Genomic DNA, 14,906 nt, shown 5'->3' on the forward strand with positions numbered 1-14,906 from the left:
GCCCGACCTTCATCCGTCACTTCCATGATGCCACGCTGGAGCGGCGTGACGACGGCGCGGACGGCTTTCCGGCTGGCCCAGACCAGCCCGCCTTTTATTCGCGGTAGACCATAAGCAGCTGGTCGTGACGCCAGTGGAAGCGCCTATGGCGCCAGCGGCTGTGGCCGCCACTGAGCCGCCCAACGCGAAGGCCGGGGGCCCATCACGAACTCCAGCGTCCCGCCGGCCATGATCTGCTCGTAACGGACCACGGGTTCATCAAGCGGCTGGCCGTTGAGCGTGGCCGACTGGATGTACACGTTGTCACGCGAGTTGTTGCTGGCATTGACGACGAAGGTCTTGCCGTTGTCGAGCTTCAAGGCGAGGTGCGTGAACATCGGGCTGCCGATCATGTATTCGCCCGACGCGGGATTGAGCGGATAGAAGCCCATCGCGCTGAACACATACCAGGCCGACATCTGGCCACAGTCCTCGTTGCCGAGGATGCCGCCCGGTGTGTTGGAGTACGCATCGGCGGCGATGGCGCGAACGCGATCCTGTGTCTTCCAGGGCGAACCGGTGAAGTCGTAGAGGTAGCCGTAATGGTGACTGGGCTCGTTGTCATGATGGTTGTGGCCACCATGGAAGTGCGCATCGAGCTTCGCCTCCGCGGCGGATGATCCGCCGATCAGTTCGACGGTGCCGGGGATGTCATGCAAGGCGGCGAAGAGGTAGGTCCACTCGTCACCCTCCGTCCAGCCGTCTTTCGGCGAGGCCCAGGAACCATCGGCGCGACGTGCCTGCATGAAGCCGCGGGCGGGGTTGAAGAGAAGGCGGTAATTAGCCGCGCGCTGCAGGAAATAAGCGTAATCGTCAGCATGCCCTGTGGCCTGGGCAACCCGCGCTACCGCGTAGTCGTCGTAAGCTTCCTCAAGTGTGCTCGAGGCGGCCTCCGCGACCTTGTCGGCCGGTATGTAACCGAGTTTCAACGCATAGGTCAGGCCGGCTCGCGCCTCATAGGGCGTATGCGGCTCGCGGTCGCGCCAGCGTCGGGTCACGTCGCCATCCGGCGGCGTCGTGGCGTCCTTGTGCACGGCCTCATAGGCGAGTTGCCAGTCGAAGCCGTGGAAACCTTTGGTGATCGCCTCGGCCACCAGCGAGTCCGCATGCGTGCCGATCATGATGTTGGTGTAGGAGGGGTTGGGCCACTTGGGCATCCAGCCACCTTCGCGGTAATCCTGCAGCAAAGCCTGGACCATGTCGTTGACACGCTCAGGGGCGATCAACGTCAGCAGGCTGTTTTCCGCGCGAAAGGTGTCCCAGATCGAGTAGTCGGTATAGGACACGCCAGGGTGGACCTGGTCGTCGAAGGCGCTGTAGTAGCGGCCGTGTTCGGAGAACAGCCGGGGGTACAGCAGGGCGTGGTAGAGCGCCGTGTAGAAGATGCGCCGCTGGTCCGCATTGGCGCCATCGATGGTGATCAGGCCAAGCGTGTCGTTCCAGGTGTTCTTCAGGCTTTGACGTTGCGCGTCGAAATCCCACTGGGGAAGTTCGACGTCCAGATTGGCTTCGGCTTGCGCGATGCTGATGAACGACGTTCCTACCTGCGCCTCGATCGGCTCGCCGGACGAGGCATCAAAGGATACGAAGGCGCCGACGTTGGTCCCTTCGATGTCGCCTCGCCCAGCCACCTTTTGGGCGTCCCTGTACACCTGCGTGGCCGCAAAGGGCTGCCTGAAGCGCACGACGAAGTAGCCCTTGAAGTTGGGCAGGGCCAGGGGTCCGAGCCCGGCGTCCTGGCGATCCGGGTTGTAGCCACGAACTTCATGGCGCGCTTCGTCGACCTCCACGTAACCCCGCACTCCTGGACGTGTCGCCTCGACGAGCACGCCGGCCTCGCCGGCCTTGGGATACCAGAAGCGCAAGTAGCCACAGTGGTCGGTTGCAGTAAGTTCGGCGCGTATTTGTCTTCCCGCGCCGGCCTGCATGGTCACCGCGTAGTAATCAGGCTTCGCGATCTCGTCCTTGCGCGAAAACGGCAGCTTTCTTGCCTCGGGCGCATAGCGCGCTTCGCCAAGCTCCGGCATCAAGGTGACATAACCATAGTCGCCCATCCAGATCGCCGGCTGGTGTGTGCCGATGAAGCCCTGAATCTGGGTGTCACCGAAGTTGTAGGAGCTGACACCCACGCGGTTCTGGCGCGTCTGCGGCGTCCAGTTGGTCATGCCGAACGGCGTGGTGACCAGCGGCATGGTGCCGCCGTATTCCGAACCGCTTCCCGCCGTGCCAATGTACGGATTGACCCAGTTGATCGGCGTCTCGGCGGCAGGCATCGCCACGGCTGGCATCGACAGGCAAAGCATCGCCCATACGGCCCTGACCCACTTGCGTTTGATGACGTTGCCCGTGATGACTGCCATGCGATGCGTCGAAGGCCTGGAATAGCGTGGAGGCATCGTAAGGAGTCTTGCCTCGGCGCGTCATCCCCACCACGAAGGGAATCCGGCGCCTTGTCCCTTCCGAGCCTGCAAGGCGCCAGACTTCCGACGTCGCAGGACGCATGGGTTCGTTCAAACGGTCACGGCAGCGAGAGCGGCAACGGGCAACTGCCAAGCCGGCGCGAGACATCCTGGGCCAGCCCGGCCTTGTTCGCCACACGTCCCCTGTTCAACGGAATCGTCGTGCAGCTCAGCGCAATTGCTGGATACGGATCATGTTGCCGGCGGGATCGCGCACGGCGCAATCGCGAACGCCGTACGGCTGGTCGGTCGGCTCCTGCACGATGTCGGCGTCGCGGGCCTGCAGGCGCTCGAAGGCGCCGGCGAGATCCTTGGTGGCGAGCAGGATGATGCCGAAGGTGCCCTTGGCCATCATTTCGGCGATGGTGCGGCGCTCGTCATCGGTGATGCCGGGGCTCGCTTCCGGCGGATACAGCACGATGGACGTGCCGGGCTGGCCGGCCGGGCCAACGGTGATCCAGCGCTTGCCGCCGTAGCCGACGTCGTGGCGCACTTCAAAGCCGAGGGTATCGCGATAGAACGCAACCGCCGCGTCAGGGTCGTTCTGCGGTAGGAAGCTCGAGTGAATGGTGATGTCCATGGCGTGCTCTCTCAGTGGGTGGTCAGGTCCATGGCGTTCAGTCTATGTCCGCCTTGGTGGCCCGCGCTTCTCGATTCCTGATCGGTCGCGTCACCTGCTTGGCCACACACGAGGAGAGCCCTGCGGTCGCCTGTGCTTCCTGGCGTCGATAGGCGCCGGGGGACATGCCGACCAGTTCCGTGAACCGCGTAGTGAACGTGCCCAGCGACGAGCAACCCACCGCAAAGCACACCTCGGTGACGCTGAGTTCGCCGAGGCGGAGCAAGGCCATCGCGCGCTCGATGCGACGCGTCATCAGGTACGAATAAGGCGACTCGCCGTAGGCCAGCTTGAATTGCCGACTGAGGTGGCCGGCCGACATGTGCACGCCCTGGGCCAGCGCTTCAACGTCCAACGGTTGCGCGTAGTCCCTGTCGATCCGGTCGCGGACGCGGCGCAGTCGCGCGAGGTCGCGCAGATGCGTCGAGGCTGCGGGCCGGTTGGTCATCACTCGATGCTGGCACGAGCCAGAGGGTGGCTCAAGTGCACAGGTGTGGCCTATCGACCAAACGATTGCATGGCCATATAGCGGCCGTCGCAGGCGACCTGATTCGGGATCGCAGTGTCACCGAAGACTGCGCGCATCGGCGCGGGGCGCCCGAAGGGCCGCCCCGCGCCGGCATGAAACATCAGGGATGCTGGCTGGTGCCCTCGGCTGCCGCCCGCAACGGCGCCAGCGATTCGAACTTGCGCTGGTACTCGTCGGTGACCTGCTTGGCTTCCTCGCTGCTGGTGATCACGCGCGGGGTGATCAGCACGATCAGCTCGGTGCGGGTGCGGTTGTGACTGGTGGTGCCGAACAGGCGGCCAACGACCGGCACCCGGTTGAGATAGGGAATGCCAGTGTCGGTGTTGTCTTCGTTCTGCTGGATCAGGCCGCCAAGCAGCACGGTCTGCCCGCTCTGCACGGCAATCTGCGTGCCCACGGCGCGCTGCTGGATGGTGTAGTTGCCCTGCGAGTTGGCCGTGCCGGTGGTATTGCTCACCTGCTGCTGCACGTTGAGGTAAACCAGGCCGCCCGGATTCACGCGCGGCTGCACATCGAGGATCACGCCGGTGGGGATGTAGCTGACGCTGCTCGCGGTGGAGGCGGTGGTGGTGGAACCCAGACCGGGGACGATCGAGGTCTGGTTGATCGGCACCTGGTCGCCGACCTGGATGTGCGCCACCTGGTTGTTGAGCACCACCAGCGACGGCGCTGACAGCGTCTTGGTATTGCCGTTGGTTTCCAGCGCGCGTATGGCGATCTGGAACTTGCTGTTGCCGCTCAGGAACGAATAGAAGAACGGCTCGCCGCCGTACTGGTTGCCGCCACCGCCCAGTGCGGCCTGGTGGCGCATACCAGGATATGCCGTCTGGGCGCCCACGATGTTGCCGTTGCTGTCGGTGATCGGCGTGCTGTTGGCCAACCCCTGCAGGTACCACTGCACGCCGAATTCCAGCTGTCCGGTCAGGTCGACCTCGAGGATGCGCATCTCGATCTGCACCTGCAGCGGCACGTTGTCGAGCCGCTTGATCGCCTGCTGCATCTCCTCCCACTGCGACGGGCGCGCGCGCACCAGCAGCTGGTTGTTCGAATCGACCGAACCAATGCGGATGCTGCCGTCCTCGGAAATGTATTGCTTGCCCGTTCCCGCGCCGCTGTTGGGGTTGTTGGGATTGTTGCCGCCGCCGTAGGTGGACATGCCGCCTGCTGCGCCGCCGCTGGTGTTGCCCATGCCGTTGGCGAATGCGCTGCCGGTGGTGCCGAACTGATTGTTCGTGCCCGTGTTGCCCAGGCCGCCGGCGCTGCCGAAGCCGCCACCGACGCCACTGACCGTGGGCGTAGTGCTGCTGCCGAAGCTGCCGGCGGTGCTGCCCATGCCGCTGGCCGAGCCGTTGGCGTTTTCGTTCGTGCCCAGCGTGGTGCTGTTGAGGCCCGGCCCCACGTGGCCCCCGGCGCCGCCTTCACCACCACCATTGGTGTAGATCTGGGCCAGGTATTGCGCGAGGTCGGACGCCTTGATGTTGCGCACGTCGTAAACGAACAGCTCCGGCTCATTGCCGCCGCCGCGATCGATCTTGGTGATCCAGCCGCCCACTTCCTGCAGGTAGTTGGGCTGCGTGCTGATCACCACCAGCGCGTTGGTGCGCTCGATCGGAATGAAGCGCAGCATGCCGGCCAGCGGCGTGTCGCCCTTGGCGCCAAACATCTGGTCGAGCTGCGGCATCAGGTCGGTGACATTGGCGTGCTGCAGGCTGAACACGCCCACCGACATGCCGCGCAGCCAATCCACGTCGAAGGTGTGGATGGTGCGCTGGTAATTGTCCAGTTCGGACGGCGTACCCGACAGCACGATGAGGTTGCGCGAGGCGTCCACCAGCAGCACCGCATCGGCGCGCGCAAACGGCTTGATCAGCTTCTGCATCTCGTTCGCCGAGATGTAGCGCAACGGGAACAGCCTGGCCTGCAGGCCGGCCTGCGGCGCCACCGCATTCAGGCTGGGCACCAAGTTGCCGGCCACCGCATCCTTGGCCGGCATCACCACGTAGCGGCCGTTCTGCATCACCAGCGCGTTGTTGGTCCAGGACAGCAAGGTCTCCAGGATCGGGATGGCCTGGCTGCTGTCCACCGGCTCGGAGGTGGAGAAGGACACGTTGCCCTGCACGCCCGGCACGATGGTGTAGTTCTGCTTGAGCAGGTCGCCGAGAATGGCCTTGACCACCGCCTGTATCGGCTGGTTCTCGAAGTTGAAGGTCACCGCGCCTTCGCCCGTGGCGGCGTTGTGTGGCTGCGCGGCGCCGACCGGACGCACGAACTGGCCGCTGCCGGTAGTGAGCTGCTGCCGCGCCGTGGCGTTCTGGTCCGGCGCGCCGGATGCCGTGTTGAGCGGCAGCGGTTGAGGCACCGGTTTCTCCGTGCCGGCCATGGCCTCGCGCTGCAGCGCGCCGTCATCATGGGGCGGCGGCAGGCTTTGGCAGCCGGCGAGCCAGAGGGCCAGGGTAAGCGTACCGATGCGGTGGATCCGCGACGCGCGCTGGGTGGACATAAATCAGTGTGCTCCTTCGGGGGGCGCCGGCACCGGCTGGCCGCGTCGCTTCTGGATGGCTTCGTTCAATTGGCGGATGCGATCAGCCTGCAATGGGTTGTTGCCCTGCACGGGTGTCACGAAATTCGCGCCGGGCGGCACCGGGCCGCTTTGCATGGGCGCCGGCGCCACCACCATGCGACCAGGCTGCGGCGCAGCCGTTGGCGCCGCATTCGCATTTGCGTTGGCGTTGGCATTGGCATCGGGCTTGGGCGCGTCGATCGGGGCGCCGGCCGGCAGGTCGAGCTGGGTGCGGCCACCGGCGGACTCGAACACGGCGGCGCGCGGTTTCACCTCAACCAGTCGCCAGCTGCCGTCGGGCAGGCTGTCGCCTTCGCGCACGCGCACTTCGTGCTCGCCGCTCTTGTCGTGCAGCAAGGCCATGTGCAGCGCCGGCGTGAGGATGATGCCGGTGAGCTGCATGTCGCCCAGGCTGGCTCCACCGCTGGCGGTGTGCATGCTGGGCTTGCGGTCCGGGTTGAACAAAGGCTGCTGCCACACCGTGGCGAACTGGGTCAGCGGCAGTGGCGCCGGCATGCCCTGGTCGTGCGTTTCAGGCAGCGGCGCGGTGGGTCGCGGCGGCCCCCAGTGCACACCCCGGCCCACGCCCGCGAGCAACAGCAACAACAACAGGCCGAAGCCGGCGGCGACGCCACCAAGCACGGGCGTCAGGCGGCGCTGCGCATTGGCGTTCATGGCGCACCTCCCTGTGCATCACCCGCGGCGCGCGGCTGGCGCACATAGCCGGACAAGGTGAACTGCACTTCCAGCGGGGCGCCCACCTGCTGCAGGGCCGCCACCGGATTGCGATAGATGCTGAGATCGTCCACGAACAGGTACGGCGAACCCTGCTCGAGGTCGTGCAGGGTTTCCGCCAGCGGCTGCACGTCGCAGCGCAGGCTGATGCTCACGGCCACCTTGCGATAGGGTTCGTCCGGTCCCGCCGGCGGATTGGTGACCGGCATCTTCTGGGTGACCTCGCAGGCGCCGCCTTGCGGGTGCGCGGCCACGGCGTCCACCACGCGCTGCATCAGGCCGGCGGCGGCGGCGTTCGGATCATCCTCGGGCAGGAACGCATGGCTGGCGACCTGCCCCGCCCCCATCGCGGCGATGCGTTGCTGCAACTGCGGCTTCTCCGCGATGGCCGCCGCGTAGCGCGCATGGGTGTCGCGCAAGTCATCCATTTCGGCATGGATGCCGCGAAGCGGGGCGACGAACCACCAGTGCAACAGCACGAAATAGGCGATCACCAGCACTACCAGCAGCAACAGCACGGCGGCGATGCGGCTTTCGCGGGGCTTGAGCGCGGTCATCTTCATGGCGCGCCTCCCACGGTGGCGGGAGCCGGCTTGGGCTTGGCTTCGGCGGGCTTGCGCAACTGCGCCACCATGTAGAAGCGCTCCTTGCCCGTGGTCGGGTCCACCTGGATGGTGCCCTGGAAATTCGCATCGGTGATGACCGGCGAGCCCTTGAGCGCATCGACCAGGCGCGCCGCCTGCGGGCTTTGCCCCTGGAAGCCGACCTGGCCAGTGTTGTCGATGCTCAGGCGTTCCAGCCACGCGGTGGTCGGCAGTCGCTGGCTGAGGTCCTGCATCACGGCCAGCGCGGACACGCGGTTGCGCTTGCGCTCGGCAAGAAAGCCAGCGGCGCCGGCGTTGTCCTGCAACTGCTGGCGCAGGCCGGCCACCTGTTGCGCGTCGCCGCGCATGGCCTCCACGTCGCTGCGCATCTGCTCAAGCGCACTTTCGCGGTTGTGCAGGAACTGCAGCAGCGACAACACCAGCAGGACGATGGCGGCCGCACCGAGTGCAAGATTGAGCCGTTGCCGCGGGTGCTGGCGGCGTGGCAGCAGTTCGGGCGGCAACAGGTTCGCGCCAAGGCGATCGGCGCCGGCCGCGACGTCCAGCGCATCCACCTGCAGGCCGGAAGCGGCCAGCCGGGCGAGCAGTGGATCCAGCGTGGCCCGCGGCGCCACCACCAGTTCGGCGGCGAAGCGTCCGGCAGGCGCGGCGGCGCGAAGTTCACGCACGTCGTAGCGCACCTGCTCGACGCGGAACGGCGTCTGGCGATCCATCTCGAAGGCGCCGATCTGCTGCAGGTTGTCGCGCGCGGCGAGCGGCAGGCTCAGGCGCGGCCGCAACACCATGAAGGGATCCAGGCACAGCGCCAGCCGCAGGTCTTCGGTGTCGACGCCGCGCAAGGCGTCCCGCAGGGCGACCTGCTGGCTGGTCGCATCCAGCTGGCTGCTCCAGCGCGCCAGCACGTCCAGGTGGCCGGCGCGGCGCACCACCCATTCGTCGCCTTCGTGCCGCAGCAGGTACCAGGCCAGTCCGCCGCCAAACAGCGCGCGCCAGCGTGGCGGCAGCAGGGCGGCCAGCTCGCCGCTCCACCACGCCACGAAACGCGGCATCGGCGAAGCGCGCCAGGCCCGGCGTGCACGATCGAGCTGCGAACGCAGCGGAAGCGTTGCCGAACTCATTCCCCGTCACCCTCCTGCCAGCGCAGCACGGCATACGGCGGGGCCCCTGCGCGGAGACCCTGCAAGCGCACCGTGGCGCGGACGATCGCGCGCGTCCCGTCGGCCAACGTAGCCTCCGCGCGAATACTATGCGTCACTCCCTGGGCAACGGCTAGGCCCGGGATCCCCTGCGAGGCTGGCCCGGCCTGGCGCGCGGCCAGCTGGGCCTGCACCTGCGCCGACGTCATGCCGGGGATGGCCGCCAGCGCCAGGGGCGGCGCGGTCGCCGGGTTGGGGCTCTGTCGCCCCGACCACAGGGTCACCTGGGACGCCACCGCGCGATACACCGCCGGATCCATGCCGAGCACCATCTGAAGCTCCTCGATCGTGGCGAAGGGTCCGTGCCGCGGACCGTAGTCCTTGCCGGCCTGCGCATATGCCGCGTTGGGCACGGTCCCGGGCGGCGCCATGGCGAAGCTGCGCCAGTCCACTACGTTCTGGGCGACTGACTGGGCCGCGTTGTCGGCCATGCCGGCCGCGCGGAACAGTTGCTGCAGCACCTCGGGCGTGGCGGCGTTGAGATCCACCTTGCCGCCTTCATCAACGATGCTCACGTTGACCTTGGCGCCATCGAAGGCGAACGGGTAGATCCGGCCGTCCGGCGTCCAGCGCTGCTGCAGCTGCGGATCCTGCAAGGCGTAGATGGCGCGCATCAGGCCCGCCTCGGCCGCATAGTGCGCCTGGGTCTGGGCGAACAGGTAGCGCGCCTGCAGGCCTTCGGTGCGGGCGAGCATGGCGTAGCCGCCCAGCAGGATCGCCAGCAAGGTGCAGGCCCACATCACCACCAGCAGGGCAACGCCCTGCTGCCTGTGCGCGTGCGCAACCATGGCGCGGCTCATGACCCGTTTCTCCGTTGCAGGCCTTGCAGCAGGTTGAGCTGGCCTTGCATCGCCGAAGCGTCGACACGCAGCGGCGCATCCAGCTGGGGCCAGCCTGTCGTGCCATCCAGGCGCATCGCAATGCGCACGATGCGCGGCATCGTACGCACGTCGCCCCAGTGATCATGCCAGTCGCCACGCCCCTGCTCGGTGTCCGGCGCGCGATAACTGAACGAACCATCGCGGATGCCATCCACCAGCACTTCCGGCTCGCCCAGCGGGCGCGGTGCGCTGCCATCGGGCGGCATCAGCGCGAAGCGCGCCTCCAGGCGCTGGCCGCCCTTGCCGTTGGATACCAGCGTCAGCTCCTGCAACTGCGGACCCAGCTTGCCGAGATAGCCAGGCAGCGGGGCGACGAAGCGCATGGTGTGCGCATCACCCGTGAAGAACACGGGGTTGCCCTTGTCGTCGTACGACAGGGGCACCGCACGCGCCTGCGCCAGTTCGCGGCGCAGAAACTGTTGCGCCGAGCGCACCTGGTCCTGCCGCTGGATGCCGGCTTCACCGGAGCGAACCGCATGCGTGGCGGTGCGCACGCCGCTGTACACGCCGATCAGCAGCAAGGCGAGCAGCGCCAGGGCGCCCAGCACCTCGAGCAAGGTGAAGCCACCAGCAGCATGGGCGTGACGCCGTGTCATGGCGTGTCGGCTTCCGGACCAAGCACGCGCAGCGTGCTGAAATGGGCCGAGTGCTCGCGCGGGCGATGGCCCCAGAACACGTCCAGGTCGAGCTTCATCATGCGCGCCTGCGCATTCGCGGCTGGCTGCCCGGGACTCCAGGGGCTCACCACCAGCCGCCAGCGATAGTTGTCGTCGAAGCGTCCCTCGCTGCTGCCCGGCCGCAGCGGCGTGGTGATGTCCACGGTGTCGAGCAGGCTGCGCGCCCACAACGCGGCCTCGCTGTGGTCATCCGCGTTGCGCGTCAGCGCGATCGATCCACCGGCCACTTTCATCAGCGCTGCGAACACGATCGCCAGCAGCAGCGTGGCGGCGATCACTTCCAGCAGGCTGAAGCCGCGCGCGCGCCGCATCATGAATGCGCACCCTGGTCAGCCACACTGACCGCGCCGGTCAGCCAGGACACGTTGACCTGCCACCGCCGACGATCGCGCTGCAGGGTGACATGCCCGCCAGTGGAACTGCCGTCGGGAAAGAAGCGGATGCGCCCGGTGTAGCTGTTGACCTGGTCTTCCTTCGCGCTGGTGATGCCAATGCGCATGCCCGACGGCAACCGCACCGGCTTGCCATCGCCGACACGGTAGGTGTTGTCGCGCGTGTTCACGTCGAAGGTGCGCTCTTCGCCATGCACGATCGCCTGCGCTCGCGTGGCGCGCAGCGCGCCGGCCAGCTCGCCGCTGGCCGCGCTCACGCGCGCGCTGGCCAATCCCTGGTTGACCGACACCGCCACAGCCGCGGCGGCGATCCCGATCAGCAGGATCACCGCGAGCATCTCCAGCAGGGTGAAGCCCTGCGGCGCGCGCACGCATCGCCGCTCGCGCGATGCGAGGCGAAGGCGGGATGCGTTGGCCGCAAGGGCAGACATGCTTACTGCCAGTTGCCCACGTCGGCGTTGTAACCGTCGCCGCCGGGCTTGCCGTCCTGGCCGTAGAAGATCAGGTCGAAGCTGCCGTGGTCACCCGGGTACTTGTAGCCGAAGTCGTGGCCCCAGGGATCATGCAGCTCCGATTCCTTCGCATACGGGCCCTGCCAGTTGCGCGCGGTCGGCGGACGCACAAGCAGGTCCTGCAGCTGCTGCGGCGGCGTGCCGTTGTCCAGAGCGTAGTTCTCGATCTTCTGGCTGAGCGTGGTGAGCTGCGCCTTGCCGGCGCCGTACTTGCCCTTGTCGACGTTCTTGCCGACCTGGGTCACCACCACCGCGCCGATGATGCCGATCAGCACGATCACCGCCAGCATCTCCAGCAGGGTGAAGCCACGGGCGGCGCCAGCACGGCGGAAATTCCTTGGTTGCATGAAGTACCTCGTCATCAATCGTCAATTGGCGTTACTGGATGTTGCTGGTCAGGCTGAGCAACGGCAGCAGGATCGCCGCCATGATGATCGCCACCAGCACCGTCATCACGATGGTCAGCGCCGGCACCAGCGCAGCGAGCAGGCGATCGATCGCGCGGCGGCTCTCCAGGTCAAAGGTGTCGGCCACCTTGAGCAGCATGGTGTCGAGCTGGCCGGCCTCCTCGCCCACCTGCACCATCTGCACGGCCAGGCGTGGAAAGCGTTGCGACTGCGACAGCGCCAGGCTCAACCCGGCGCCGCCCTTGACCTGCTCGGCGGCCTGCTCCAGCGCCTGGTCCAGCGCGCGGTTGGCGGTGACCTGGCGCGCGATGCCCAGCGCGGAAAGCAGCGGGACGCCGTTCTTGAGCAGCGTGCCGACCGTGCGCGCAATACGTGCGGTCTGGACCTTCAACATCAGCGGACCGACCACGCGCACGGTGAGCAGGCGCGCATGCCAGGCCAGCTGCATCGCTGGGTCACGCAGCCGCGCGCGCGCGATGAGCACGCCAAGCACCAGCAGGATCAGGATCGCCCACCACCACGACTGCAGCGCGCCACCCAGCGTGAGCACGGCCTGGGTGATCCACGGGATCGGCACCTGCATGTCCTGGAAGATCGGCACGAACTGCGGCACCACGTAGGCCAGCAACAACAGCAGCGAGCCGAGCACGCCCACCAGCAGGAAGGCGGGGTAGATCAGCGCGTTGATAATGCTGCCGCGCAGTTGCTGCGAACGCTCCAGGTAATCGGCCAGGCGCCGCAGCGTTTCCTCCAGCGAACCGCCGGCCTCGCCTGCGCGCACCAGGCTCACGTACAGCTTGGGAAACACGCCGTGCTCGTCGTCCAGCGCCTGCGACAGCGGCGTGCCGCCGCGCACGCGGTCGCGCACACGCTCGATGAGTTTTTTGGCGCGCTCGCCCTCGGGCAGCTCCATCAGGATGCCCAAAGCGCGATCCAGCGGCTGGCCGGCGCCGAGCAAGGTGGCGAGCTGATGGGTGAACAGCGCGAGCTGGTCGCCGGTGAACTGCCCGCGCCGAAACAACGCCGCCAGCCCGCTGCCGCCGCCTTCAAGCTCGGCTGCGCGAGCGTCCAGCGGCGTGTGGCCCTGGTCCTGCAGCCGGCTCACCACCTCCTCAAGGCTGGTGGCCTCCATCTGGCCCTGCAGCATTTCGCCGGCAGCGCTGACGGCGCGGTAGCGGAACTGGGTCATGGCATCGCCCTCTTCCTCTCCCCTTCGGGGAGAGGACCGAGGTGAGTGGTCGGGCCTTGCGGGCACATTGCCAAGAGCGACGAGGCGCAATTCAACGCTTTCGCGAGCACCCACCCCTCACCCCAACCCTCTCCCCGGAGGGGAGAGGGAGTGACCCTGTCAGCTCTCCTGCGTGACACGCAGCACCTCCTCGATGGTGGTGATGCCTGCCACCGCCTTGGCGATGCCGTCCTCGTACATCGTGCGCATGCCTTCGGCGCGGGCCTGTCGTTCGACCTCACCGGCGTCGGCATGCTGCATCACCAGTCGTCGCAGGGGATCGCTCATCACGAGGAATTCCATGATGGCGCGACGGCCGCGATAACCGGTGGGATTGGCGGCGCTGCTGCCCGGCCGCCACAGACGGATCGGGCGTTCGTTGGTGTATTTGTGCAACTCGAACTGCTCGACCACCTCCGGCAACGCCTCGTACGGAATCGCCGTTTCCGGATCGAGCCGGCGCACCAGGCGCTGGGCGAGGATGCCGTTGACGGTGGAGCCGAGCAGGTAATCCTCCACGCCCATGTCGAGCAGGCGCGTGATGCCGCCAGCGGCGCTGTTGGTGTGCAGCGTGGACAGCACCAGGTGGCCGGTGAGCGCGGACTGGATCGCGATGCGGCAGGTTTCCAGGTCGCGCATTTCGCCGATCATGATCACGTCGGGATCCTGGCGCACGATCGAACGCAGCGCGCCCGCGAAATCCAGCCCGATCTGCGGCTTCACCTGGATCTGGTTGATGCCTTCGATCTGGTATTCGACCGGATCCTCGACGGTGATGATCTTCACGTCGGGCGTGTTGATCTTCGACAGCGCGGTGTACAGCGTGGTGGTCTTGCCCGAACCGGTCGGGCCGGTGACCAGCAGGATGCCGTGCGGGCGTTCCAGCACGTCGACGAAGCGCTGCTGGAAGTTGTCGGTGAAACCAAGCGAGGCGAAGTCGAATACCACCGACTCACGGTCGAGGATGCGCATCACCACCGATTCGCCGAAGCTGGTGGGCACGGTGGATACGCGAAGATCCAGCTCCTTGCCCTGCACGCGCAACTGGATGCGGCCATCCTGCGGCAGGCGTCGCTCGGCGATGTTGAGCTTGGCCATGATCTTCACGCGGGAGATCACCGCGGCGGTGGAACTGGAGGGCGGCGCTTCGACCTCGTGCAACACGCCGTCGATGCGATAGCGCACCTTCAGGCGGTTCTCGAACGGCTCGATGTGCACGTCGGAGGCGCGCTGCTCGACCGCGCGCTGCAGGATGAGGTTGACCAGGCGGATCACCGGCGCCTCGGAGGCGAGGTCGCGCAGGTGCTCGACGTCGTCCTCCACCGCGGCGCTGCCGTCGAGGTTCTCCACGATGGCGCCCATCGCCGAGCGCCCGGAGCCGTAGTAGCGCTCGATCAGGTCGTCGATCTCCGAGCGCAGGCCGATGCGCAAGGCCACCGGCCGGCCGGCGGCCAGCTGGATCGCCTGCAGCGGATAGGGGTCGGCCGGGTCGGCCACCACCACCGCCAGCCCGTCGTCGCCCACGCGCACGGGCACGATGTGTTGCTGCTTGAGGAAACGGGTGGAGATGTCGAGCTCGGCCGGCGGCAGCTCCGCCGCCTCGCGGGCCGACAACAGCGGGGTATGGAGCAGTTCGGACCAGGCCTCGGCAAGATCGCGTTCGGAGACCAGTCCCAGACGCGCCATCAACGCCGTGAGCGTGCCCTCGGGCGACTCTTCGTGAAGGCGGCGTGCACGGGCAAGGTCGGATTCCTTCAGCCGCCCACGCGAGACCAGCAGCGCACACACCGCTGCTTCACGGCTTTCCGTCGCCGTTCCCCCCTCACTGACCGCTGGCTTTGCAACCACCGCCATGCGTTCACCCCGCTTCGTGTTGCTGTCCAGGCTTCGATCACGCCGCCCCCACGGCGTCGAAAGCGCATTGGTAACACACCCGTCTGGCGCCGCGCGAGCACGGTTTCTCACCCTGCCTCACGAATCTCGACCACGGCTTGATCCGGACGTTCAACGCGTGGCGCAGGGTAGGTGGGTTCCATGACGATTCAAGGCACGGCCCCCAGGACACGA

General features: G+C 67.1%; 14 protein-coding genes. All 14 read right to left on the minus strand.

The features are described 5' to 3' along the window. Window positions 1–143: 143 nt before the first annotated feature. Window positions 144–2,399, minus strand: a complete 2,256-nt coding sequence (locus tag DVT68_RS09215) for a GH92 family glycosyl hydrolase (protein WP_114824777.1) — start codon at window positions 2,397–2,399, stop codon at window positions 144–146. Window positions 2,400–2,667: 268 nt separating this feature from the next. Further along, the gene (locus DVT68_RS09220; protein WP_114824778.1) at window positions 2,668–3,078 is read right to left on the minus strand and encodes a VOC family protein; all 411 of its coding nucleotides are present in this window, start codon (window positions 3,076–3,078) and stop codon (window positions 2,668–2,670) included. 37 nt (window positions 3,079–3,115) lie between these two features. Further along, window positions 3,116–3,565, minus strand: coding sequence for a helix-turn-helix transcriptional regulator (locus DVT68_RS09225; protein ID WP_114824779.1), 450 nt, complete (start codon window positions 3,563–3,565; stop codon window positions 3,116–3,118). Window positions 3,566–3,746: 181 nt separating this feature from the next. After that, window positions 3,747–6,146 carry a type II secretion system secretin GspD gene (gene gspD, locus DVT68_RS09230; RefSeq protein ID WP_114824780.1) on the minus strand — a complete coding sequence of 800 codons (2,400 nt, stop codon included), beginning with the start codon at window positions 6,144–6,146 and terminating at the stop codon, window positions 3,747–3,749. Window positions 6,147–6,149: 3 nt separating this feature from the next. Continuing rightward, window positions 6,150–6,881 (minus strand): general secretion pathway protein GspN, encoded by a 732-nt coding sequence (locus DVT68_RS09235; protein ID WP_114824781.1) that lies wholly within the window; start codon window positions 6,879–6,881, stop codon window positions 6,150–6,152. Further along, the gene (gene gspM, locus DVT68_RS09240; RefSeq protein WP_114824782.1) at window positions 6,878–7,504 is read right to left on the minus strand and encodes a type II secretion system protein GspM; all 627 of its coding nucleotides are present in this window, start codon (window positions 7,502–7,504) and stop codon (window positions 6,878–6,880) included. The genes DVT68_RS09235 and gspM overlap by 4 nt, the downstream gene beginning before the upstream one ends. Beyond that, window positions 7,501–8,664 carry a PilN domain-containing protein gene (locus tag DVT68_RS09245; protein WP_114824783.1) on the minus strand — a complete coding sequence of 388 codons (1,164 nt, stop codon included), beginning with the start codon at window positions 8,662–8,664 and terminating at the stop codon, window positions 7,501–7,503. Before DVT68_RS09245 ends, gspM begins: the two co-directional genes overlap by 4 nt. Next, window positions 8,661–9,542: a type II secretion system minor pseudopilin gene (locus tag DVT68_RS09250; protein WP_114824784.1), complete on the minus strand. Its 882-nt coding sequence runs from the start codon at window positions 9,540–9,542 to the stop codon at window positions 8,661–8,663. The genes DVT68_RS09245 and DVT68_RS09250 overlap by 4 nt, the downstream gene beginning before the upstream one ends. Continuing rightward, complete coding sequence (locus DVT68_RS09255; protein WP_114824785.1) at window positions 9,539–10,219, minus strand: prepilin-type N-terminal cleavage/methylation domain-containing protein; 681 nt, start codon at window positions 10,217–10,219, stop codon at window positions 9,539–9,541. The genes DVT68_RS09250 and DVT68_RS09255 overlap by 4 nt, the downstream gene beginning before the upstream one ends. Beyond that, the gene (locus tag DVT68_RS09260; protein WP_114824786.1) at window positions 10,216–10,614 is read right to left on the minus strand and encodes a type IV pilus modification PilV family protein; all 399 of its coding nucleotides are present in this window, start codon (window positions 10,612–10,614) and stop codon (window positions 10,216–10,218) included. The genes DVT68_RS09255 and DVT68_RS09260 overlap by 4 nt, the downstream gene beginning before the upstream one ends. Then, window positions 10,611–11,123: a GspH/FimT family pseudopilin gene (locus DVT68_RS09265; RefSeq protein ID WP_114824787.1), complete on the minus strand. Its 513-nt coding sequence runs from the start codon at window positions 11,121–11,123 to the stop codon at window positions 10,611–10,613. The genes DVT68_RS09260 and DVT68_RS09265 overlap by 4 nt, the downstream gene beginning before the upstream one ends. Window positions 11,124–11,125: 2 nt before the next feature. Beyond that, window positions 11,126–11,551 carry a type II secretion system major pseudopilin GspG gene (gene gspG, locus DVT68_RS09270; protein WP_114824788.1) on the minus strand — a complete coding sequence of 142 codons (426 nt, stop codon included), beginning with the start codon at window positions 11,549–11,551 and terminating at the stop codon, window positions 11,126–11,128. Window positions 11,552–11,582: 31 nt separating this feature from the next. Further along, window positions 11,583–12,800 (minus strand): type II secretion system inner membrane protein GspF, encoded by a 1,218-nt coding sequence (gene gspF / locus DVT68_RS09275; protein ID WP_114824789.1) that lies wholly within the window; start codon window positions 12,798–12,800, stop codon window positions 11,583–11,585. Window positions 12,801–12,959: 159 nt separating this feature from the next. Next, on the minus strand, window positions 12,960–14,693 hold the full coding sequence (gene gspE / locus DVT68_RS09280; protein ID WP_114824790.1) for a type II secretion system ATPase GspE: 1,734 nt from the start codon (window positions 14,691–14,693) through the stop codon (window positions 12,960–12,962). Between the last annotated feature and the right edge of the window lie 213 nt (window positions 14,694–14,906).

It is taken from the genome of Dyella solisilvae (assembly GCF_003351225.1).
Lineage (GTDB): Bacteria > Pseudomonadota > Gammaproteobacteria > Xanthomonadales > Rhodanobacteraceae > Dyella > Dyella solisilvae.